This window comes from Streptococcus sp. SN3 (assembly GCF_030439905.1).
Genome location: NZ_JAQFJF010000004.1, coordinates 138714 through 156221, shown reverse-complemented (window position 1 = coordinate 156221; position 17508 = coordinate 138714). Strand labels below are relative to the sequence as shown.

Sequence of the window (17508 nt, the reverse complement as noted above, 5' to 3'; positions counted from 1 at the left end):
TAATTCAATAGTTAAGTGACGATAGCCTAGGAGATACACCTGTACCCATGCCGAACACAGCAGTTAAGCCCTAGAACGCCGGAAGTAGTTGGGGGTTGCCCCCTGTGAGATATGGTAGTCGCTTAGCGAAGGGAGTTTAGCTCAGCTGGGAGAGCATCTGCCTTACAAGCAGAGGGTCAGCGGTTCGATCCCGTTAACTCCCATATTCTGAAAAGAATAGGTCCCGTAGTGTAGCGGTTATCACGTCGCCCTGTCACGGCGAAGATCGCGGGTTCGATTCCCGTCGGGACCGTTGAAGTCGAGAAGATTTCAATAAAAGTAAGAGACTCGTTAGCTCAGTTGGTAGAGCATTTGACTTTTAATCAAAGGGTCACTGGTTCGAGCCCAGTACGGGTCATAAGAGCGGGTTTGGCGGAATTGGCAGACGCACCAGATTTAGGATCTGGCGCTTTAGGGCGTGGGGGTTCAAGTCCCTTAACCCGCATATAAGATAATAATGAGCCGGCTTAGCTCAGTTGGTAGAGCATCTGATTTGTAATCAGAGGGTCGCGTGTTCAAGTCATGTAGCCGGCATTTTTGAATAGGATGCGAACGTAGTTCAGTGGTAGAACATCACCTTGCCAAGGTGGGGGTCGCGGGTTCGAATCCCGTCGTTCGCTTGAGGCGGCCGGGGTGGCGGAACTGGCAGACGCACAGGACTTAAAATCCTGCGATTGGTAACGATCGTACCGGTTCGATTCCGGTTCTCGGCATAGACTTGTAAGAGGTAGTAGAAGAAGATGAGCACCCTTAGCTCAACTGGATAGAGTACCTGACTACGAATCAGGCGGTTAGAGGTTCGACTCCTCTAGGGTGCATTAAATCGTTTGATTTTTTCTTAAGTTTTGCTATAATGAATATAATATGAATAGTGAGCACCCTTAGCTCAACTGGATAGAGTACCTGACTACGAATCAGGCGGTTAGAGGTTCGACTCCTCTAGGGTGCATTTGGAAGCGAAGTCTTAGGGCTCCGTTTTTAGATTGTTTAAGCACCGGGAAGTAGCTCAGCTTGGTAGAGTACTTGGTTTGGGACCAAGGTGTCGCAGGTTCGAATCCTGTCTTCCCGACTAGATAACATAGAAGATAGATGTACTGATCTATCTTTTTTGTTTTTAAGAAAACTGTTTGTTAATTGTCCGAAACTTAGCTAACATATGTTGTTGAGCTCTTTTAGTTACAGTCAGATTTAATTTGAGATACAATCTTTTATAACTACTTGTCTTGTCTCTTTATATAATCCTATTAGAATGCATGGGATTTGATTATTTAATTGGGTTTCTTTTAAAGACTAGTGTTCTGGGAGTTTAAACTGTATCAAGCTGCTGAAATGTACTTTCCATTTGAGGTGTATTAAAGATAAAAACCTCTGATAGCGGTGAATAGTTGCCTTCAGAGGTTTTTTATATGTGTTGAGTATGATTTACTACATTAAAGAGTATTCGTCAGATAGCATAATGGTTTCTTTGCCCTTGTTATCAACGATGTAGACTTTTCTAGGAAAGAAAGGGTCAAATTGATAGTTTAAGTCAAATGAAATAATGGTGTTGAATTTTTTTTGTGAGAATCGTAGGGATACTTTTCCTTGTCGGTTGATGATTTCGAACTTGAGGACTGGGCGAAGTTCAAAGACACCTTTGAGATTGTTATCAATGATGTACCAGAATGAATCGACAATTTCTTCAGGGAGGCTCGTCATGATGCCAAAGCTGGCATATCGGCCGAGAGTATTTGTAAATGCCATAGGAGACTCCTTTCTTACAGTCTGGATTTTCTTATATGATACCCGAAAATGCTTGAGATTGCAAGAATTTGACCTCTGGTGAGACCGAATTAGACAAAAGAAAAAGAGCTTACGCTCTTTGACAACTTTATCGATTCTTTAGTTCAACATAACGTTTGTACCAAATATTGACATAAGCATCTGAAAATGGACCTCTTCCGTTGTTAATCCAATCAACTAGGATTTTGACATTTTCTTTGAGAATGAAATCCAAATCATCAGAATAGTGCATCTGTCTTTTGTGGCGTTCATATTCTTCTACATCCAACAGGCGTTTTTCACCATCAGCAAAGACTTTGACGTCTAAATCATAGTCAATGTATTTTAGAGCTTCATTATCCAGATAGTAAGGGCTGGCTAGGTTGCAGTAGTATGAAGTTCCATTGTCTCGAATCATGGCAATGATATTAAACCAGTATTTTTTATGAAAATAGACAATGGCTGGTTCACGTGTTACCCAACGTCGGCCATCACTTTCTGTTACCAGTGTATGGTCATTAACGCCAATAATGGCGTTTTCTGTTGTCTTTAGTACCATGGTATCTCGCCAGGTGCGGTGAAGATTCCCATCATGCTTATAACTTTGAATTGTAATAAAGTCGCCTTCTTTTGGAAGTTTCATAACTTACCAACTTTCTACAATTTATAAGTTTATCTTCTTTATTGTAACATATTTTCATAGAAATGCATAAGTTTTCATAGAAAATCTTAAAGATATTCTCTCAGAGCGCTAGCGATGTCGGAGAAATCATAGCCTTTGCGAGCGAGAGCTTGGGTCAGCCGCTGTTTTAAGTCATAGCCGTCGTACTTTTTTGAGTACTTGCGGTATTGCTTGTCTAGCTCTTTATAGAGAAGCTCTTGCTGGTTTTCTTGGTCTTCTTCGATTTCCAAATGCTGATAGGCGGTTTTGGCTTGGCTATAGGAAAAACCTTTGTTTATCAAGGATTGAAGGATTTTATCTTGTAAGGCCTTGCTGGGCAGTTTTCCTTGGTATTTTTTGAGCAGCTTTTCGGCAACTTTGTTTGTTAGTTCAGTCAAATCAAACTGGCTCAATTCTTCCTCTATGATAGTGCTAGAAATCCCTTTTTGACTGAGTTTTTGCTTGAGAACAAAAGCGCCTTTATCACCAGTGAGAAAGTTGGATTGGATAAAAGAATGAGCATATTTTCTATCATTAATCCAATTATCCTTTTTTAGATTGTCCAAGACCTGGCTGATGATTTCAGCTTGGATGTCGTGCTGCGTTAAGTAGTCTTTGACTTCCTTGGCAGTTCTTTGCTTGAAAGAAAGATGATAGAGGGCTAGATTTTTTCCGTAAGAAAATTGGGCATAGTCTTGAATTTCTGATAGTTCCTGCTCTGTGATTTCCATTCCTTTGGACAGCATGAAGCGAACAATGGTGTCTTCTGTAATATAGAGTTTTTCACTGCCGTCCAACTCCAAGAGGTAGAGCCTTTTTTTCTTTTCGATTTTTGTGATTTTCATAGTGGAGTTTGGTAAAGTCCTTTCTTTTAACCAAATGCTTCAAAGGCAGCAATCAAGCGTAGTTTGTCTGTATCAACATCCTTCCGGCCATAGTAGTCAAGAAAGAGCTCTGCATATTGAGGGTCAGATAAATTATAAGTAAGAGACCAGATGGCCCAGTAAAGATCAATGTGGCGATCACTAAGGCCAGCGAGACCAATGTCGATAAAGCAGGAGAAGGTTGCTGCGTCTTTCAGAATGAAATTAGGCAAGCAGGCATCTCCGTGGATCAAGGCGTCCGCCGTCAGTAGCTCTCCCTGTTCTTGGATAAGCTGGTAGGCTTCCTCTCGACTTTGGATATGGAATTGAGGCGATAAAGCTTTTTGATAAAAGCAACCTTTCCGATAATTTTCCTCTGCTTGTTCTTTATAGTGTTGAAGGTGATGCTTGACTGGAAAATGCTGGGGTTGGAGGCTGTGAAGTTTTTTTAGTGCTGCAGCCATCGTTTGGCAAAGTTCTTCTGGATGTTGGAGAAAGGCTAGGGCGTCCTTGCCCTCTGCTTCTTTAGTCAGCAGGTAGTCTTTATCTGCTGTCAGGTAGTGAATGACAGGCACACCGAGCCCTTGCTTCTCAAACCATTTGGCCAGTGTGGCTTCTTGGGCTAACTGGCCTTTTTGGTCGATTTTCAAATAATAGCCTGTATCAGCATAGAAAACACTGGCTGCAGAATGTGAGGAGCTGTCGTAAAAATTGGCTCCCTCTAGATAAGTTCGTATTTGCTTAGGGAACTGGGCTAGTGGAAGGGATATTTTTTCTGCTTTCATACTTTTATTGTAACATATTCTCAACTAATGCGAGGCAGCGTGGTATAATAGAAACATGAATGTGAAAGTGAAGCAAAGAATCCCTTTGAAAATTAAGAAAATGGGGATTAATGGGGAAGGGATTGGATTTTATAAGAAAACGCTGGTCTTTGTGCCAGGGGCATTGAAGGGTGAAGAAGTCTACTGTCAGGTGACCAGGGTTCAGCGTAATTTTATCGAGGCCAAGCTCTTGACCATCAACAAGCGGTCGAAATTTCGGGTGGAAGCGCCTTGTGAGATTTATGATAGCTGCGGGGGCTGTCAAATCATGCACCTCCACTATGACAAGCAGTTAGAGTTTAAGGAAGATTTGCTGCGTCAGGCCTTGAAAAAATTTGCGCCAGCTGGTTACGAAAACTACGAGATTCGTCCGACCATTGGTATGCAGGAGCCGCTCTATTATCGGGCCAAGCTACAGTTTCAGACTCGGAAGTTCAAGGATGAGGTTAAGGCTGGGCTTTATGCCCAGAATTCCCACTATCTGGTCTCGCTGAAAAACTGTCTGGTTCAGGACAAGGTAACGCAAAACATCATCAATAAGGTGGCTCGGCTTTTAAGTAAGTATAGGCTGCCTATCTATGATGAGAGGAAGATTGCTGGAGTACGCACTGTCATGATTCGCAGGGCCAGAAAGACGGGGCAGGTGCAGATGATTTTTGTGACAGGGCGTAAGCTGGACTTTTCTCCAGTCGTTCGAGATCTAGTGGCTGAATTTCCAGAGTTGGAGACAGTAGCGGTCAATTATCATACGAGCAAGTCCAGTGAGATTTATGGGGATAAGACAGAGATTATCTGGGGCGAGGAGGCTATCCAAGAAGGGGTGCTGGACTATGAGTTCTCCCTGTCTCCTCGAGCTTTCTATCAGCTCAATCCTGAGCAGACTGAGGTGCTCTATGGGGAGGCGGTTAAGGCGCTGGATGTGACGAAAGAAGACCATTTGATTGACGCCTATTGCGGAGTGGGTACTATCGGCTTTGCCTTTGCTAAAAGGGTCAAGTCTCTGCGTGGCATGGACATCATCCCTGAGGCCATTGAAGACGCTAAGCGCAATGCGAAACGAATGGGCTTTGACAATACGCTCTACGAGGCTGGGACGGCAGAGGAGATTATTCCTCGCTGGTACGCTGAGGGCTATCGGGCGGATGCCTTGATTGTCGATCCGCCTCGAACTGGTCTGGACGATAAGCTGCTGGAGACGATTGTCCGCTATGCACCTGAGAAGATGGTCTACGTTTCCTGCAATGTCTCAACTCTGGCTCGGGATCTGGTCAAGCTTTGTCAGGTCTACGATGTCCACTACATCCAGTCGGTTGATATGTTTCCGCATACTGCTCGGACCGAGGCAGTAGTGAAATTGTCTAAGAGAAATAGCACTCGTTTGAGTTAATTAGAAACAGCTCGCTAAAGTTGATAAATCATTCTAAAAAGGACTTAGTTTTCTTGTAATACAGGGCTAAGTCTTTTCTTTTGTCAAAATTACAATGGTTTTTATCGGAAGAGTAAGTTCGGAAGGTTAGTCTCCGTCTAATCACTTAGTAAAAAAGAGAACACTCGTTAAGTGTTCTCCAATGGCAATCAGTTATATTAGAATAAACCGAAGACTAGGACTGCAAGGACAGCACCAATAATTGGTCCGACAACAGGAATCCAAGCATAGCTCCAATCGCCATTTCCTTTGTTTGGAATCGGAAGGAGACTGTGCATAATGCGAGGTCCTAAGTCACGAGCCGGGTTGAGGGCATAGCCAGTTGTTCCACCAAGAGAAAGACCAATCCCGACAATCAATGTTCCGACTGCAAAAGTGCCAATGCCTGCTTGTAGTTTATAAAGCCCAAGAGCGAAGATAGTCAGTACAAGAACAAAGGTTCCAAGGATTTCGCTAATCAGGTTAGAGAAGGTATCTTTGATAGCTGGGCCTGTGCTGAATGTACCCAAAACGTTAGCCGGATTTTCTTCAGCTAGATAGTGAGGTTTGAATTGTAGGAAGACGAGGAACTGTCCGACCATAGCACCTGCAAACTGAGCAAGGATGTAAGGAAGAACAGATGCCCAAGGCAAATCACCTTTCAGGGCTACTCCAATAGTTAGGGCCGGATTCAGATGGGCTGGGCCAAGGTTGCCAGATACAAAAGCAGCGATGGCAACGGCAATCCCCCATCCCATGGTAATCACAATCCAGCCTGAATTGTGACTCTTAGTTTTGGGAAGAACTACACCTGCAACTACACCATTTCCCAGAAGGAGCAAGAGCAGTGTTCCTAAAAATTCACCAAATATTTCTTTCATCATTTATGTTACTCCATTTAAAAGAAGGGGAGGCAGACAGTTGTTTTGCCTACCGCCTCTTCTCGTATTTTCTATTTTTTTAATTCTTCTAAATCGTTATTTGCAAGGGCAGCTTGAACATCGTTTCGATAAGCTGCTTTTTCTTCTTCTGTCCAGTCGTAGAAGCGTCCCATTTCATCCAGAACAGGCTCTACAATAGCATCCAAGCTATCGCGCATAAAGAGCATGTGGTTTGTCCGACGAAGCAGGAAGTCAACTGGGCTGAGTGCTAATTCGTTACGCATAGCATAATGCAGTGACAAAGTATCTGCTAGACTGAGACCTGGTGCTTGCTCGATGCTGTGAGCGAGAGCAAAGACTTTAGGAGCATTTGAACCGTAAAGGTTTGCAAGATAGAAGGCTTCTTTGCTGTCTAAGCCGCGTGAGACACCAAGTTGAGCAAAAGCTTCGATTTCTGAATCAACATTGGCTGGATTGAGCTCTCCGCCTGATACAGGATAGGTCTTAGAATTTATTAGTTTGAAGCTGCGGTCAAACTCTGCTTTGAGGATTTCAAGGACACGCTCCATAGCGCCTTCCGCCATCTTACGATAGTCCGTAATCTTACCACCAGCAAGGGTCAAGAGGCCATTGTTATCACGTTCCAGACTGGAACCGCGAGAAACGGCAGATGGATCCAAGTGTTTTTCAGAAGTGCTGCCTTCGAGTTGAGTGACAGCAACCTCCACATCTTCACGAGATTTTTCTTTGGCCAGGTAGCTCTCAACGGTCGCAATAAGAGCATTAAAGCTTTCATCACTAATGGTACCGTTATTACCACCATTGTAGTCAGAAGCGCTGTTTCCTGCGATCAGAGGACGCAGGCCAGCCCAGCTACTTTCGATGTCGTCAATTGTGATGTTTGCTTCTGGGAAGCGATTATTTACAATGCCCAAGAGGTAATCCACATCTTCTTGTGTTACTTTTGGATGCTCTAGGTCGCCAGTGTAGTCAGTGTCAGTCGTACCAAAGTAGGTTTTATTTTCACGTGGAAGAACAAAGACCATCCGGCCGTCTCCCAAGCCTGTATCAAAGTAGACTGGCTGAGAAACCTTGATCTTGCTAGAGTCAACTACCAAATGAACACCCTTGGTTGGACGCATTTGTGAGTATTGCTCACCGGCATTTGACAGATTGCGTACCTTGTCACTCCACGGCCCAGTTGTGTTGATGACTAGGCGAGCCTTGATTTCAAAAACTTCATCTGTCAAGAGGTCACGCGCAACAACGCCCGTAATCTTTCCAGCTTCATCAAAGAGGAAGCCTTCTGCCTTGACATGGTTAGCAATCAGGGCGCCGTCTTGATTGGCGCGTTTGATATTTTCAATCACGAGACGCGCGTCATTGTTGCGGAAGTCAAGATAGACACCGCCGCCGACTAAGCCTTCCTTCTTAAGTTCAGGTTCCCGTTCTAAGACTTCTTCCTTGCTCAAGACCTTGTTGGCAGCAGGAGTGTTGTTAACACCAGCCAAGAGGTCGTAGAGGTCCATAGCCACTTTGAGACGGAAGAGGCTGAAAGTAGCACCCTCTTCTTCGTAGACAGGAAGTAGCATAGGATCTGGTTTTGGAATATGAGGGGCAATTTGCTGGACCACAGCACGCTCAGAAACTGTATCTGAGACCACCTCTACGTCGAATTGCTTGAGGTAACGAAGGCCACCATGTACCAATTTCGTAGAGCGGCTAGAAGTCCCTTCAGCAAAGTCCTGCATTTCAATCAGACCAGTCTCCAGGCCACTTGCAGCTGCTTGCAAGGCTACTCCAGCACCGGTAATCCCACCGCCAATAATCAGGAGGTCCAAGGTGCGTTCCTGCATTTTTTTTATCGATAATTCACGTGTTTTCTTTGAAAATTCCATAATTACACACTTTCTAACTTAGTCATTTCATGCTTCTACTGACTTGATTATCAAAATATGAATCAGTATTAGTCGTCGATTTCTGCAAAGACTTGAGTTGCCTTAACGGCTTTTTTCCATCCTTTGTAGAGTTGTTCCTTGCGGGATTCATTCATAGATGGTTCAAAGAGTTCTCCAGTTTCATTGAGAGTGCGGAGTTCGTCTAAGTCTTTCCAGTAACCTACTGACAGTCCTGCCAAGAAGGCTGCACCGAGAGCAGTTGTTTCTAAGTTTTTAGCACGGGCAATATCGATTCCCAAAATGTCAGCCTGGAACTGCATGAGGAAGTTGTTCATAGCAGCACCGCCGTCGACTTTGAGGACTTGAATAGCAGTCTTGGCATCCACCTGCATAGTATCAATGATGTCTCGTACTTGGTAAGCGATGGATTGCAGAGTAGCCTTGATAAAGTCTTCCTTGCTGGTTCCGCGGGTCAAGCCAAAGACAGATCCACGTGCATTTTGATCCCAATAGGGAGCGCCTAGACCTGTAAAGGCAGGCACGACATAGACTTCGTCATTGTTTTGAGAATTGAGGGCATATTTTTCAGATTCTGGTGAATTTTCAACCATCCGAAGACCGTCGCGCAGCCATTGAATAGCACTTCCGGCAATAAAGATAGAACCTTCTAAAGCATAGTAAACTTTGCCATTAATTCCATAGCCAATGGTTGTCAAGAGGTTGTTTTCAGATAGTTGCATCTCTTCACCAGTATTCATGATGATGAAGGAACCAGTTCCGTAAGTATTCTTGACCATGCCAGGCTCAAAAGCTAACTGTCCAAAGAGAGCTGCTTGCTGGTCACCAGCCATACCAGAGATTGGAACTTCTCCACCGTAGAAATGGAATGGAGCAGTCTTACCATAAATTTCTGAGTTAGAACGAACTTCTGGAAGCATAGCCTTTGGAATGTTGAGGATTTCCAAAATCTCATCATCCCATTTAAGTTCCTTGATGTTATAGAGCATGGTACGGGCTGCATTTGAGTAGTCGGTCACGTGAGCCGCGCCGTCAGTTAATTTCCAAACCAGCCAGGTATCGATAGTCCCAAAGAGCAATTCGCCCTTTTCAGCTCTTTCTTGCGCTCCCTCTACATGGTCCAAAATCCAGCGAACCTTGGTAGCAGAGAAGTAAGCGTCAATGATTAAACCAGTCTTTTCGTGGAATTTTTCCACATAGCCTTGGCTTTTCAGCTGTTCAGCCAGAGGAGCAGTCTGACGAGATTGCCAAACGATAGCATTATAAATAGGAAGACCAGTATTTTTATCCCAAACGACAGTTGTTTCACGCTGGTTGGTGATCCCGATGGCTTCGATTTGATTAGGTTTTACCCCACTTTCGATGAAGGCACCGGCGATAACGGACTGCACGGAGTTCCAAATTTCATTGGCATTGTGCTCAACCCATCCAGCTTGAGGGAAAATCTGAGTAAATTCTTTTTGACTGGAGCTAACTTTTTCTCCTTTTTTGTTAAAGATGATGGCGCGGGAACTAGTTGTTCCTTGGTCGATGGCCATGATGTATTTTTCTTGTGACATGAACTGTCCTCCTAGTAAAAATCTTGAGGATGTTTCCTCTACAGTAACTAGTATATAAAATAAAACGCTTTCTTATTTATCAACTTTTTTTAAATTTTAAAAAAATCTGAGGAGATTGTGCGAAAATCACAAAGAAACCTAGATTTCTCCAAGTTTCTTAATGAAATATCATGTGACGGATTTGTGCCAAATCTTCCAAATCCAAGTCATTTTTTAAATAATAGATAGGAATCTGCTGGGCTTGATGAATAGGATTGTTGGTGATGATGAGGTCATAATTTCTAGTAAGGTCGTAGGATTCAATCGTAATAAAGCGATTGTACTCTAAATACCGTCTTAAAATGGCCGTCATTCTGGAAACAACGATAAAGCTATCTGTCAAGTCCATTCCTATCTTGATGACTTGACCGTCGTTTTCAGCAATGTACTCCATCAGCTGGAGCCATTCCCACAACACCTTTTTATCCAGAGATGTTCCCTGCTGGAAAATAGGCAGTTTGCTAAAAATAGTGTCTGCCACTTGTCGATAATCGTATTCGCTCCATAAGTAAGGATGGCGCAATTCCAAGTCATGCTTGTATTTGTCTTGCAAGAGACAGCCTTTGAAAAGAAAGACGCGGGCGCAGAGCTGACTGAGTTCGTAGGTCACTTGGTCTTCAATGTAGTCCCCTAGCAAGTCCTGGCCCTTCATCTCTTGAATCAGTTGCGTAATCAGACTGGCAATTTCACCTCCAAAGCCTAGAATATACTCCATGGTGTGCAGGGGTAGAATCCGATGGGAAAGCAGAAATGAAAAGAAAATCATCATTTCCCCATCTTCGAGACTCAGGGTGATGTGCTGACCGGCAAAGAAATCATTTGTCCTGCGATGCAAGCGTTGATAGAAGATATTCTCAAAATAGCCCTGCATTTTCTGCTCAATGATTTGAAATTGACAGGCATTGACTCTTAGGCGCTGTTGGGTGATATGTGCCCAAAGAGCCAAGTCCAATCGCTGCCCTTGAGAGAGTTGGGCTCCGCAAAGTTCTTCTAAAACGACAACTTCCTGTCTTCTTTCTGGTTTTTGAAGTTCTTTTTCCCAATTTTGGCTGGACCAGACCTTGCGAAAGAGGCAGAAATAAAAATAGCGGATCTGGTGCTCAGGGCCTTTTAAGCGGCCGTTTTGGATAGATAGCTCAAACTCTGATAAAATCTGATTTAGACCAGATATATGGCGGCCGAGTGTTGCTTCACTGATCATCAGCTCTTGCGCTAATTGATGGGCTAAAAACTGCTGATGATAGAGCAAGTGGTTTAAAATCTGGTATTTGATAGCATTGCCCAAAAAGAGCCTGCGAATGTCCCGACCTTTGGTATCAGGTCCGACGGATAGACTGAGTGTTTCGTCCTGAAGCTGGATGGATAGGGCAGCATGATGGTCGCTAGCCTTGTCGTTAATCAGGCTAATGTACTTGGTCAAGGTTGCTTTCGAGAAGCCGGTTTCAGACATAACGTCCTTCAAACTGGATGTAGAATGCTGCTGTAAATAAGACAGGACAATAAACTGCCCCGCTTCACTCTTTTCCATTAAGTCTGCAAGATACATACGAAAACCCTCTCAATTCACTAATCTTAGCTTATCACAAAAGGGAAAAAAGACGAAGCAATCTGCTTTATATTTTCTTATTGTTGCTCGAGGCAATAATGGAAGGCAGAAGTCTGTCATCATGTCTTTCTTAATTCGCTATTCCATTCTTTTGAACAAGCGTAAGAGGAGCAGATACTCATGCTTTTTTGCTTTGAGTCTGATAGCTTTTTTATGGTATAATTGTAGAAAAATAACGATGAGGGAGCAGCTATGGATAATGTGATTGATTTGTCTATCCCAGTGGCAGAAGTGATTGAGAAGCAGCCCGAGGTCTTGGATGTTTTGGTCGAGTTAGGCTTTACGCCTCTGGCCAATCCTGTCATGCGAAATACTATCGGGCGCGTGGTTTCTATCAAAAAAGGAGCTGCCATGAATGGAATTGACCTGAATAAAATCAAGCAAACTCTGGAATTAAATGGCTATGAAGTGGTGGGGATTTAGGCATGGCTACTGAACGCATTGAAGTCCTCAAGTCAATCTTGCTGGACCTACATAACGGAGCTTCGGCAGAATCTGTTCAGGAGCTTTTCAACAAGCATTTTGCTGGTGTGTCCGCTATCGAAATCAGCCTGATGGAGCATGAGCTGATGAACTCGGATACGGGAGTGACCTTCGAAGATGTCATGTCCCTCTGCAATGTTCATGCCAACCTCTTTAAAGGTGCCATTCAGAATGTGGAGGTGGCTGATACCGACCATCCAGGCCACCCTGTTCAGGTCTTCAAGCAGGAAAACCTAGCGCTGTGGGCTGCCCTTATGCGGGTTCGAAGACTCCTATCTACCTATGAAAGCACAGAAGATGAGGAGCTTCTTCCAGAAATCCGCAAGGGACTCCAGCGCCAGCTGAGTTTGGTGGGGCAGTTTGATATCCACTATCAGCGTAAGGAAGAGCTTATGTTTCCTATCATGGAGAGCTACGGCCATGATTCACCGCCCAAGGTCATGTGGGGTGTAGATGACCAGATTCGTGACCTTTTCCAAGAGGCTAAGTCTGCTGCGGAGCAGCTGCCTGATACTTCGATTGAAGAAATCAAGGAAAAGTTTGAGACTTTTGCTGCTGAGTTTGAAGCTATGATTTTCAAGGAAGAGTCTATCCTTCTTATGATTCTCCTCGAATCCTTTACTCAGGATGACTGGCTCAAGATTGCTGAGGAGAGTGATGCTTATGGCTATGCCATCATCAAGCCAACGGAGAAATGGATTCCTGCGCGGCACTCATTCTCGGAGGAGGAATCTGGGAATCCTGCTGATGAAGGAAGCGAAGCGCCAGCCAGTAGAGAACAGACTAGTGATGGCAGATTTCAGCAGGTCATTGATACGCCGGATGGTCAGGTCACTATTTCCTTTAAGCCTAAGGAAAAGAAGGAGCAAGCCTTTAATCGGGAGGCCCAGCAGCCTTTTGGTCATGGCTATCTGTCGGTGGCGGAGGCCAATCTGATTTTGGACCATCTGCCCATGGAGATTACCTTTGTCAATAAGGACGATATTTTCCAGTATTATAATGACAGCGTGCCGGCAGATGAGATGATTTTCAAGCGAACGCCGTCCCAGATAGGGCGCAATGTCGAGCTTTGTCACCCGCCCAAGTTTTTGGACAAGGTGCGGCGGATTTTCAAGGCTCTGCGCGAGGGGGAGCGGGACAAGTTTGAGATGTGGTTCAAGTCGGAATCACGGGGCAAGTTTGTCCATGTGACCTATGCGGCGGTGCGGGATGAGGCTGGTGAGTTTCAAGGGGTACTGGAGTATGTGCAGGACATTCAGCCTTTCCGTGATATTAATAGTGATTTTTACCGAGATTTGGACTAGGTATTTACAGTTAGAAAGTGAGAAACATGAGTTACGAACAGGAATTTTTACAGGAGTTTGAAGCTTGGGTCAAGACCCAGGTCATGATTAACGAGATGGCCCTCAAGGAGAGTCAGGCAGTCTACGAGGCGGACCAGGACGAGCGGGCCAAGGAAGCGGCCATTCGCTATGAGAGTCGTTTAGACGCCTATCAGTTTCTTTTGGGGAAATTCGCCAACTATCAGGCGGGCAAAGGATTTCACGACCTGCCAGATGGACTTTTGGGTGAGAGAAATTATTGATTTTTCACTGGAAAGGTGATAGAATATGTTCATCAGAGGTGTTTTGAGTCAAGCATTTTACAGAAAGTGGCGGTGCTGAGAAGTCCATAAGTGTGTCAAAACTGGTTGCTGATGGATAAAAAATGAAATAATTTTGTCTTTTTATTATAAAGACGAGAGTTGCGGGCTTTGCCCGAAATTGGGTGGTACCGCGGATAAACTCATTCGTCCCTGTCATGTAGATGGCAGGGGCGATTTTTTGTAGAAAGCGAGGGAGGAATGACAAGAGCAGAGTTGCCAGAACGAATCGAAACAGAACGGCTCGTGTTACGAGTCCGCACCGTGGCTGATGTTGTGGATATTTTTGACTATGCCAGTAGGCCAGAAGTTTCCTACCCAGCAGGCTTTCCGCCCGTCAAGACCTTGGAGGATGAGATTTATTATCTGGAGCATATCCTTCCTGAGCGCAATCAAAAGGAAAATCTCCCAGCAGGTTATGGGATTGTCGCTAAAGGAACTGATAAGGTCATCGGCTCTGTCGATTTCAACCATCGGCACGAAGACGATGTGCTGGAGATTGGCTATACCTTACACCCAGACTATTGGGGACGTGGTTATGTGCCCGAAGCAGCGCGTGCCTTGATTGACCTGGCTTTTAGAGAACTGGGGGTTCACAAGATTGAGCTGACTTGCTTTGGCTACAATGTCCAAAGTCAACGAGTTGCGGAAAAATTAGGCTTCACCCTCGAAGCTCGCATACGAGACCGAAAAGATGCCCAAGGCAATCGCTGTGACGGTTTGATATATGGATTGCTGAGGAGTGAGTGGGAAGGTTTTTAAAATGAGTAAGATATATCTTATTTCTATATGTTTTTAGAGGAGAAGTAATGAAAAGCAGTCAGAATCGAATATTAGATGCTTGGATTGCAGTAGAACAATTATCAGAAGGGAACATTGAAAAAAGTAATTCTAAGTTTAATATTTTTCAAGGGAATGATTATCACTTAATATTAAAAGAGTTTTTAAATCGTCAAAAATTAAAATCCAGTTCAGGGATTGCTATTTATTGTGGAATTTTCCCTTTTCAAAAAATTATCAAAGAATTAAGGGGCAAGTACAATTTAAAAGCAACAGACGAAGAATTAGGAAGATCTTCTTATAAATTTACTTTTGCTCTTTACTTTGATAAAGATTTGAATTTCTTAGCGAATAAATTGTTTTTTACCATGAGTGGGCAAATTTATAAAAATGGGGAATTGCCTAAAGATTTCTTAATGGCAGAAAATGAGCTTCGAGAACAGTTAGGGCAGGCATTTCTTGATGGAGAGTTCAACGAAGTTTTGAGTAAACTTCTCAATAAGTATGAGATTTCACCAAGTGATTGCAGATATTATTTTGTTAAGAATTTTGATGACGAGATAAATTTACATTCATTTTTTATAAAGGATTTAAAATATGCAAAATCAATTAATAATGAAAATCTTAATCGTTATTTGTCAGGATTTGATTCTGTAAGGGTCAATTTGGACAGTAATAAAGAATCATCCCATTTTAATCCCAATGATTTAGAAACTATACTTGAACCGAAAAATTATCCATTAGGAAGATTTCCTAGTAACCCTAAATATGCTCTTTCCATGATGCAACAAGTAGCTGTAAATCTAGCTTCAAATGCGGATGAGGATATAAGAAGTGTCAATGGTCCTCCGGGAACTGGTAAAACGACACTTTTAAAAGATGTTTTTGCAGATTTGGTAACGGAACAGGCGAGGATTATTAGTGAATTATCGACTCCTAAACTTAAAGGGAATCTAGTTTATCATGACAACCCTTATCTTATTGCAAAATTACCAAAAGAAATTGCAGATAAAGGAATCGTTGTTGCAAGTTCTAATAATGGTGCTGTTAAAAATATTGTTAATGAATTACCCCAAAGAAAAGAAATCTATCAGAAATCAAATTGGTTAGATGAATTAGAGAAAATTGATTATTTCGCTGAAATCAGTAATAATTTATTGTTAGAAGATGAAGATGTTTCTAACGACAAAAAATATTGGGGATTATTTTCGATAGAAGGTGGAAAAAAACAGAATAGAGACCGTCTGCAAATTGTTTTAAAAGCAATACAACAAGAGTTGAATTCAGATAAATTTCAATCGAATCCTTCAGTATATGAAGAATTTAAAATTCAATATCAGAAGCTACTTGATAAAAGAGAAAAGATGCAAGAGATAGCAGATAAGATTCGATTGCACGTGAAATTGAAAAATGCTTACCAGCGGTTTGAGTTAGAGTTTCAGCAGGAGGATGCCCAAAGATGTTCAGAACTATCTAAAATACGGGAAAAATATACTCAATTAGAAAATAGTAAAAAGGAAATAGAATCTGAGCTGTTTGAGCATGAGCGTCTTATTTCTATGTTATATGTTAACAGACAGATAGCAGCACAAGATGTTGAGTTGATAAAATTACAAGCTCCACGTTTCTTATGGTTAAAAAGACTTTTCACACCATCGAAATTAGATACTTATTTTATGAGATTGAATCAAGCGAATGAAACTCTAAAAGCAGAACTGAAGAAGGTACATGATGAAAGTCAATATTGCCATGGTTTGCAAAAAGAGATTAAAAAGTATGAACTTGAATTAAATCAGCTGAGTCAAAGGCAACAGAAGTATAATGAATGGAAGTCTAAAGAAGAGGATGAATTAATTCGTCATCAGGAAAAACTTTTGAAAATACAATCTGAACTTGCTACATGCCCAGTTAAAAAGTTGAATTTTTCTGTTAGATATGAGGAACTGCAAGTATCAAATTTTTGGTTTGATGATGACTATCGAGAAGAGCAGAGCCGTTTGTTTATCAAAGCACTGGCAGTTAGGAAGCAATTTATATATGACAATAAAAAGCATTTTGAAAAAGCGTTATGGATTTGGGAGAAGCCCCAAAGCTATTCAATGAGAGATAATGCTAGTGATTTATATAAAGCTGCGTGGGATTGGGTTAATTTCAGTGTTCCAGTTATTAGTACAACTTTTGCAAGTTTCAATTCCATGTTTTGGTGTTTGCCTGAAAATAGTATTGGTAATGTATTTATTGATGAAGCTGGTCAGGCATTACCCCAAGCAAGTGTAGGAGCTATCTTTAGAAGTAAACGTATTATGGCTGTGGGAGATCCTTCTCAAATACAACCAGTACAGACAATAGATAAAAATATTTTAGGATTTTTAGCACAGCACCACAAGATAGTCTCTAAATATCTTGTATCATCAACGCAAGAATTGATGGATTCTGCTAGTAGATATGGCTTTAAAAAACAAGATGGGACATGGATAGGACTTCCTCTCTGGGTTCATCGTCGTTCTAGTGATCCGATGTTCAGTATTTCCAATAAAATTTCTTACGACAACTTAATGGTTCAAGGAAAGGAAAAAGCTCGAGGTTTGGGGAAATGGTTTGATGTTAGTGGGGGTGCTAAGGATAAATTTGTTCCTGAGCAAGCTGATTATTTGAAAGAAGAGTTGCAGAAACGACATGAGGAATTTGATGATATTTATGTCATTACTCCTTTTAAAAATGTATCGGTACAACTAGCAAAAGAACTAGATGAAATCGGTTTCACAAAACGAGAAAATGGAAAACCTGTAAATGTAGGGACGGTACATACTTTCCAAGGAAAAGAAAATAAGATTGTGTATTTTGTACTTGGAGCAGATTATATGAGTGAGGGGGCTGCACGTTGGGCTGTCTCTGAACCCAATATCTTAAACGTTGCAGCGACTAGAGCTAAAGAAGAATTTTATATTATTGGAAATAAATCTCTTTACAGAGCCATACAGAGCCCTATTATAAGAGATACTATTAACATTTTAGATGCTTATCAAAGTAGCTAAGTAATAAATCAGAA

Annotated in this window: 14 protein-coding genes, 10 tRNA genes and 1 rRNA gene; 17 read left to right on the top strand and 8 right to left on the bottom strand. The window is 42.4% G+C overall.

All coding sequences use genetic code 11. From position 1 onward, the window contains the following. The first annotated feature begins 11 nt into the window (after positions 1-11). From rrf to PCY71_RS10005, 11 genes are all read left to right on the top strand, one after another. Positions 12-127 (top strand): 5S ribosomal RNA (rrf, locus tag PCY71_RS10055). 3 nt (positions 128-130) lie between these two features. Further along, a tRNA-Val gene (locus PCY71_RS10050) sits at positions 131-203 on the top strand. 16 nt (positions 204-219) lie between these two features. Then, positions 220-292, top strand: a tRNA-Asp gene (locus PCY71_RS10045). A 32-nt stretch (positions 293-324) separates the two neighbouring features. Beyond that, positions 325-397: transfer RNA gene (locus tag PCY71_RS10040), tRNA-Lys, on the top strand. Between the two features lie 5 nt (positions 398-402). After that, positions 403-484: transfer RNA gene (locus PCY71_RS10035), tRNA-Leu, on the top strand. A gap of 16 nt (positions 485-500) precedes the next feature. Continuing rightward, a tRNA-Thr gene (locus PCY71_RS10030) sits at positions 501-573 on the top strand. A gap of 14 nt (positions 574-587) precedes the next feature. Further along, positions 588-659 (top strand) — tRNA-Gly (locus PCY71_RS10025). Positions 660-666: 7 nt separating this feature from the next. Beyond that, positions 667-752, top strand: a tRNA-Leu gene (locus tag PCY71_RS10020). A 31-nt stretch (positions 753-783) separates the two neighbouring features. Continuing rightward, positions 784-857 (top strand) — tRNA-Arg (locus PCY71_RS10015). Positions 858-914: 57 nt separating this feature from the next. Then, positions 915-988, top strand: a tRNA-Arg gene (locus tag PCY71_RS10010). 46 nt (positions 989-1034) lie between these two features. After that, positions 1035-1108: transfer RNA gene (locus PCY71_RS10005), tRNA-Pro, on the top strand. A 356-nt stretch (positions 1109-1464) separates the two neighbouring features. Here the strand turns inward: PCY71_RS10005 and PCY71_RS10000 are convergent. The 4 genes from PCY71_RS10000 to PCY71_RS09985 all read right to left on the bottom strand — a co-directional run bounded on the left by PCY71_RS10000 (position 1465) and on the right by PCY71_RS09985 (position 4109). Then, on the bottom strand, positions 1465-1782 hold the full coding sequence (locus PCY71_RS10000; RefSeq protein WP_125342745.1) for a DUF960 domain-containing protein: 318 nt from the start codon (positions 1780-1782) through the stop codon (positions 1465-1467). Between the two features lie 127 nt (positions 1783-1909). Further along, positions 1910-2443: a DUF402 domain-containing protein gene (locus PCY71_RS09995; RefSeq protein ID WP_002920515.1), complete on the bottom strand. Its 534-nt coding sequence runs from the start codon at positions 2441-2443 to the stop codon at positions 1910-1912. Positions 2444-2529: 86 nt separating this feature from the next. Beyond that, entirely contained in the window at positions 2530-3306 is a 777-nt protein-coding gene (recX, locus tag PCY71_RS09990) for a recombination regulator RecX (RefSeq protein ID WP_301412547.1), read from the bottom strand. Positions 3307-3332: 26 nt separating this feature from the next. Continuing rightward, entirely contained in the window at positions 3333-4109 is a 777-nt protein-coding gene (locus PCY71_RS09985; protein ID WP_301412546.1) for an aminoglycoside 3'-phosphotransferase, read from the bottom strand. Between the two features lie 55 nt (positions 4110-4164). Between PCY71_RS09985 and rlmD the strand changes: the two genes are divergently transcribed. Beyond that, positions 4165-5535 carry a 23S rRNA (uracil(1939)-C(5))-methyltransferase RlmD gene (rlmD, locus tag PCY71_RS09980; RefSeq protein ID WP_301412545.1) on the top strand — a complete coding sequence of 457 codons (1371 nt, stop codon included), beginning with the start codon at positions 4165-4167 and terminating at the stop codon, positions 5533-5535. Positions 5536-5732: 197 nt separating this feature from the next. Here rlmD and PCY71_RS09975 read toward each other — a convergent pair whose 3' ends face one another. The 4 genes from PCY71_RS09975 to PCY71_RS09960 form a co-directional block, all read right to left on the bottom strand. After that, the gene (locus tag PCY71_RS09975; RefSeq protein WP_048772879.1) at positions 5733-6437 is read right to left on the bottom strand and encodes an MIP/aquaporin family protein; all 705 of its coding nucleotides are present in this window, start codon (positions 6435-6437) and stop codon (positions 5733-5735) included. 68 nt (positions 6438-6505) lie between these two features. Then, on the bottom strand, positions 6506-8332 hold the full coding sequence (glpO, locus tag PCY71_RS09970) for a type 1 glycerol-3-phosphate oxidase (RefSeq protein ID WP_048772882.1): 1827 nt from the start codon (positions 8330-8332) through the stop codon (positions 6506-6508). Positions 8333-8400: 68 nt separating this feature from the next. After that, positions 8401-9909 (bottom strand): glycerol kinase GlpK, encoded by a 1509-nt coding sequence (glpK, locus tag PCY71_RS09965; RefSeq protein WP_002918403.1) that lies wholly within the window; start codon positions 9907-9909, stop codon positions 8401-8403. 157 nt (positions 9910-10066) lie between these two features. Then, positions 10067-11494, bottom strand: coding sequence for a helix-turn-helix domain-containing protein (locus PCY71_RS09960; protein ID WP_048772886.1), 1428 nt, complete (start codon positions 11492-11494; stop codon positions 10067-10069). 252 nt (positions 11495-11746) lie between these two features. Between PCY71_RS09960 and PCY71_RS09955 the strand changes: the two genes are divergently transcribed. The 5 genes from PCY71_RS09955 (at position 11747) to PCY71_RS09935 (ending at position 17494) form a co-directional block, all read left to right on the top strand. Further along, positions 11747-11977, top strand: coding sequence for a DUF1858 domain-containing protein (locus PCY71_RS09955; RefSeq protein WP_048772888.1), 231 nt, complete (start codon positions 11747-11749; stop codon positions 11975-11977). Positions 11978-11979: 2 nt separating this feature from the next. Continuing rightward, complete coding sequence (locus PCY71_RS09950; RefSeq protein WP_301412544.1) at positions 11980-13341, top strand: DUF438 domain-containing protein; 1362 nt, start codon at positions 11980-11982, stop codon at positions 13339-13341. Positions 13342-13367: 26 nt separating this feature from the next. Continuing rightward, positions 13368-13622 (top strand): DUF1912 family protein, encoded by a 255-nt coding sequence (locus PCY71_RS09945; RefSeq protein WP_002899692.1) that lies wholly within the window; start codon positions 13368-13370, stop codon positions 13620-13622. Positions 13623-13880: 258 nt separating this feature from the next. Next, positions 13881-14441 carry a GNAT family protein gene (locus PCY71_RS09940; protein ID WP_048772895.1) on the top strand — a complete coding sequence of 187 codons (561 nt, stop codon included), beginning with the start codon at positions 13881-13883 and terminating at the stop codon, positions 14439-14441. Positions 14442-14488: 47 nt separating this feature from the next. Beyond that, entirely contained in the window at positions 14489-17494 is a 3006-nt protein-coding gene (locus PCY71_RS09935) for an ATP-binding protein (RefSeq protein WP_048772898.1), read from the top strand. Positions 17495-17508 lie beyond the last annotated feature (14 nt).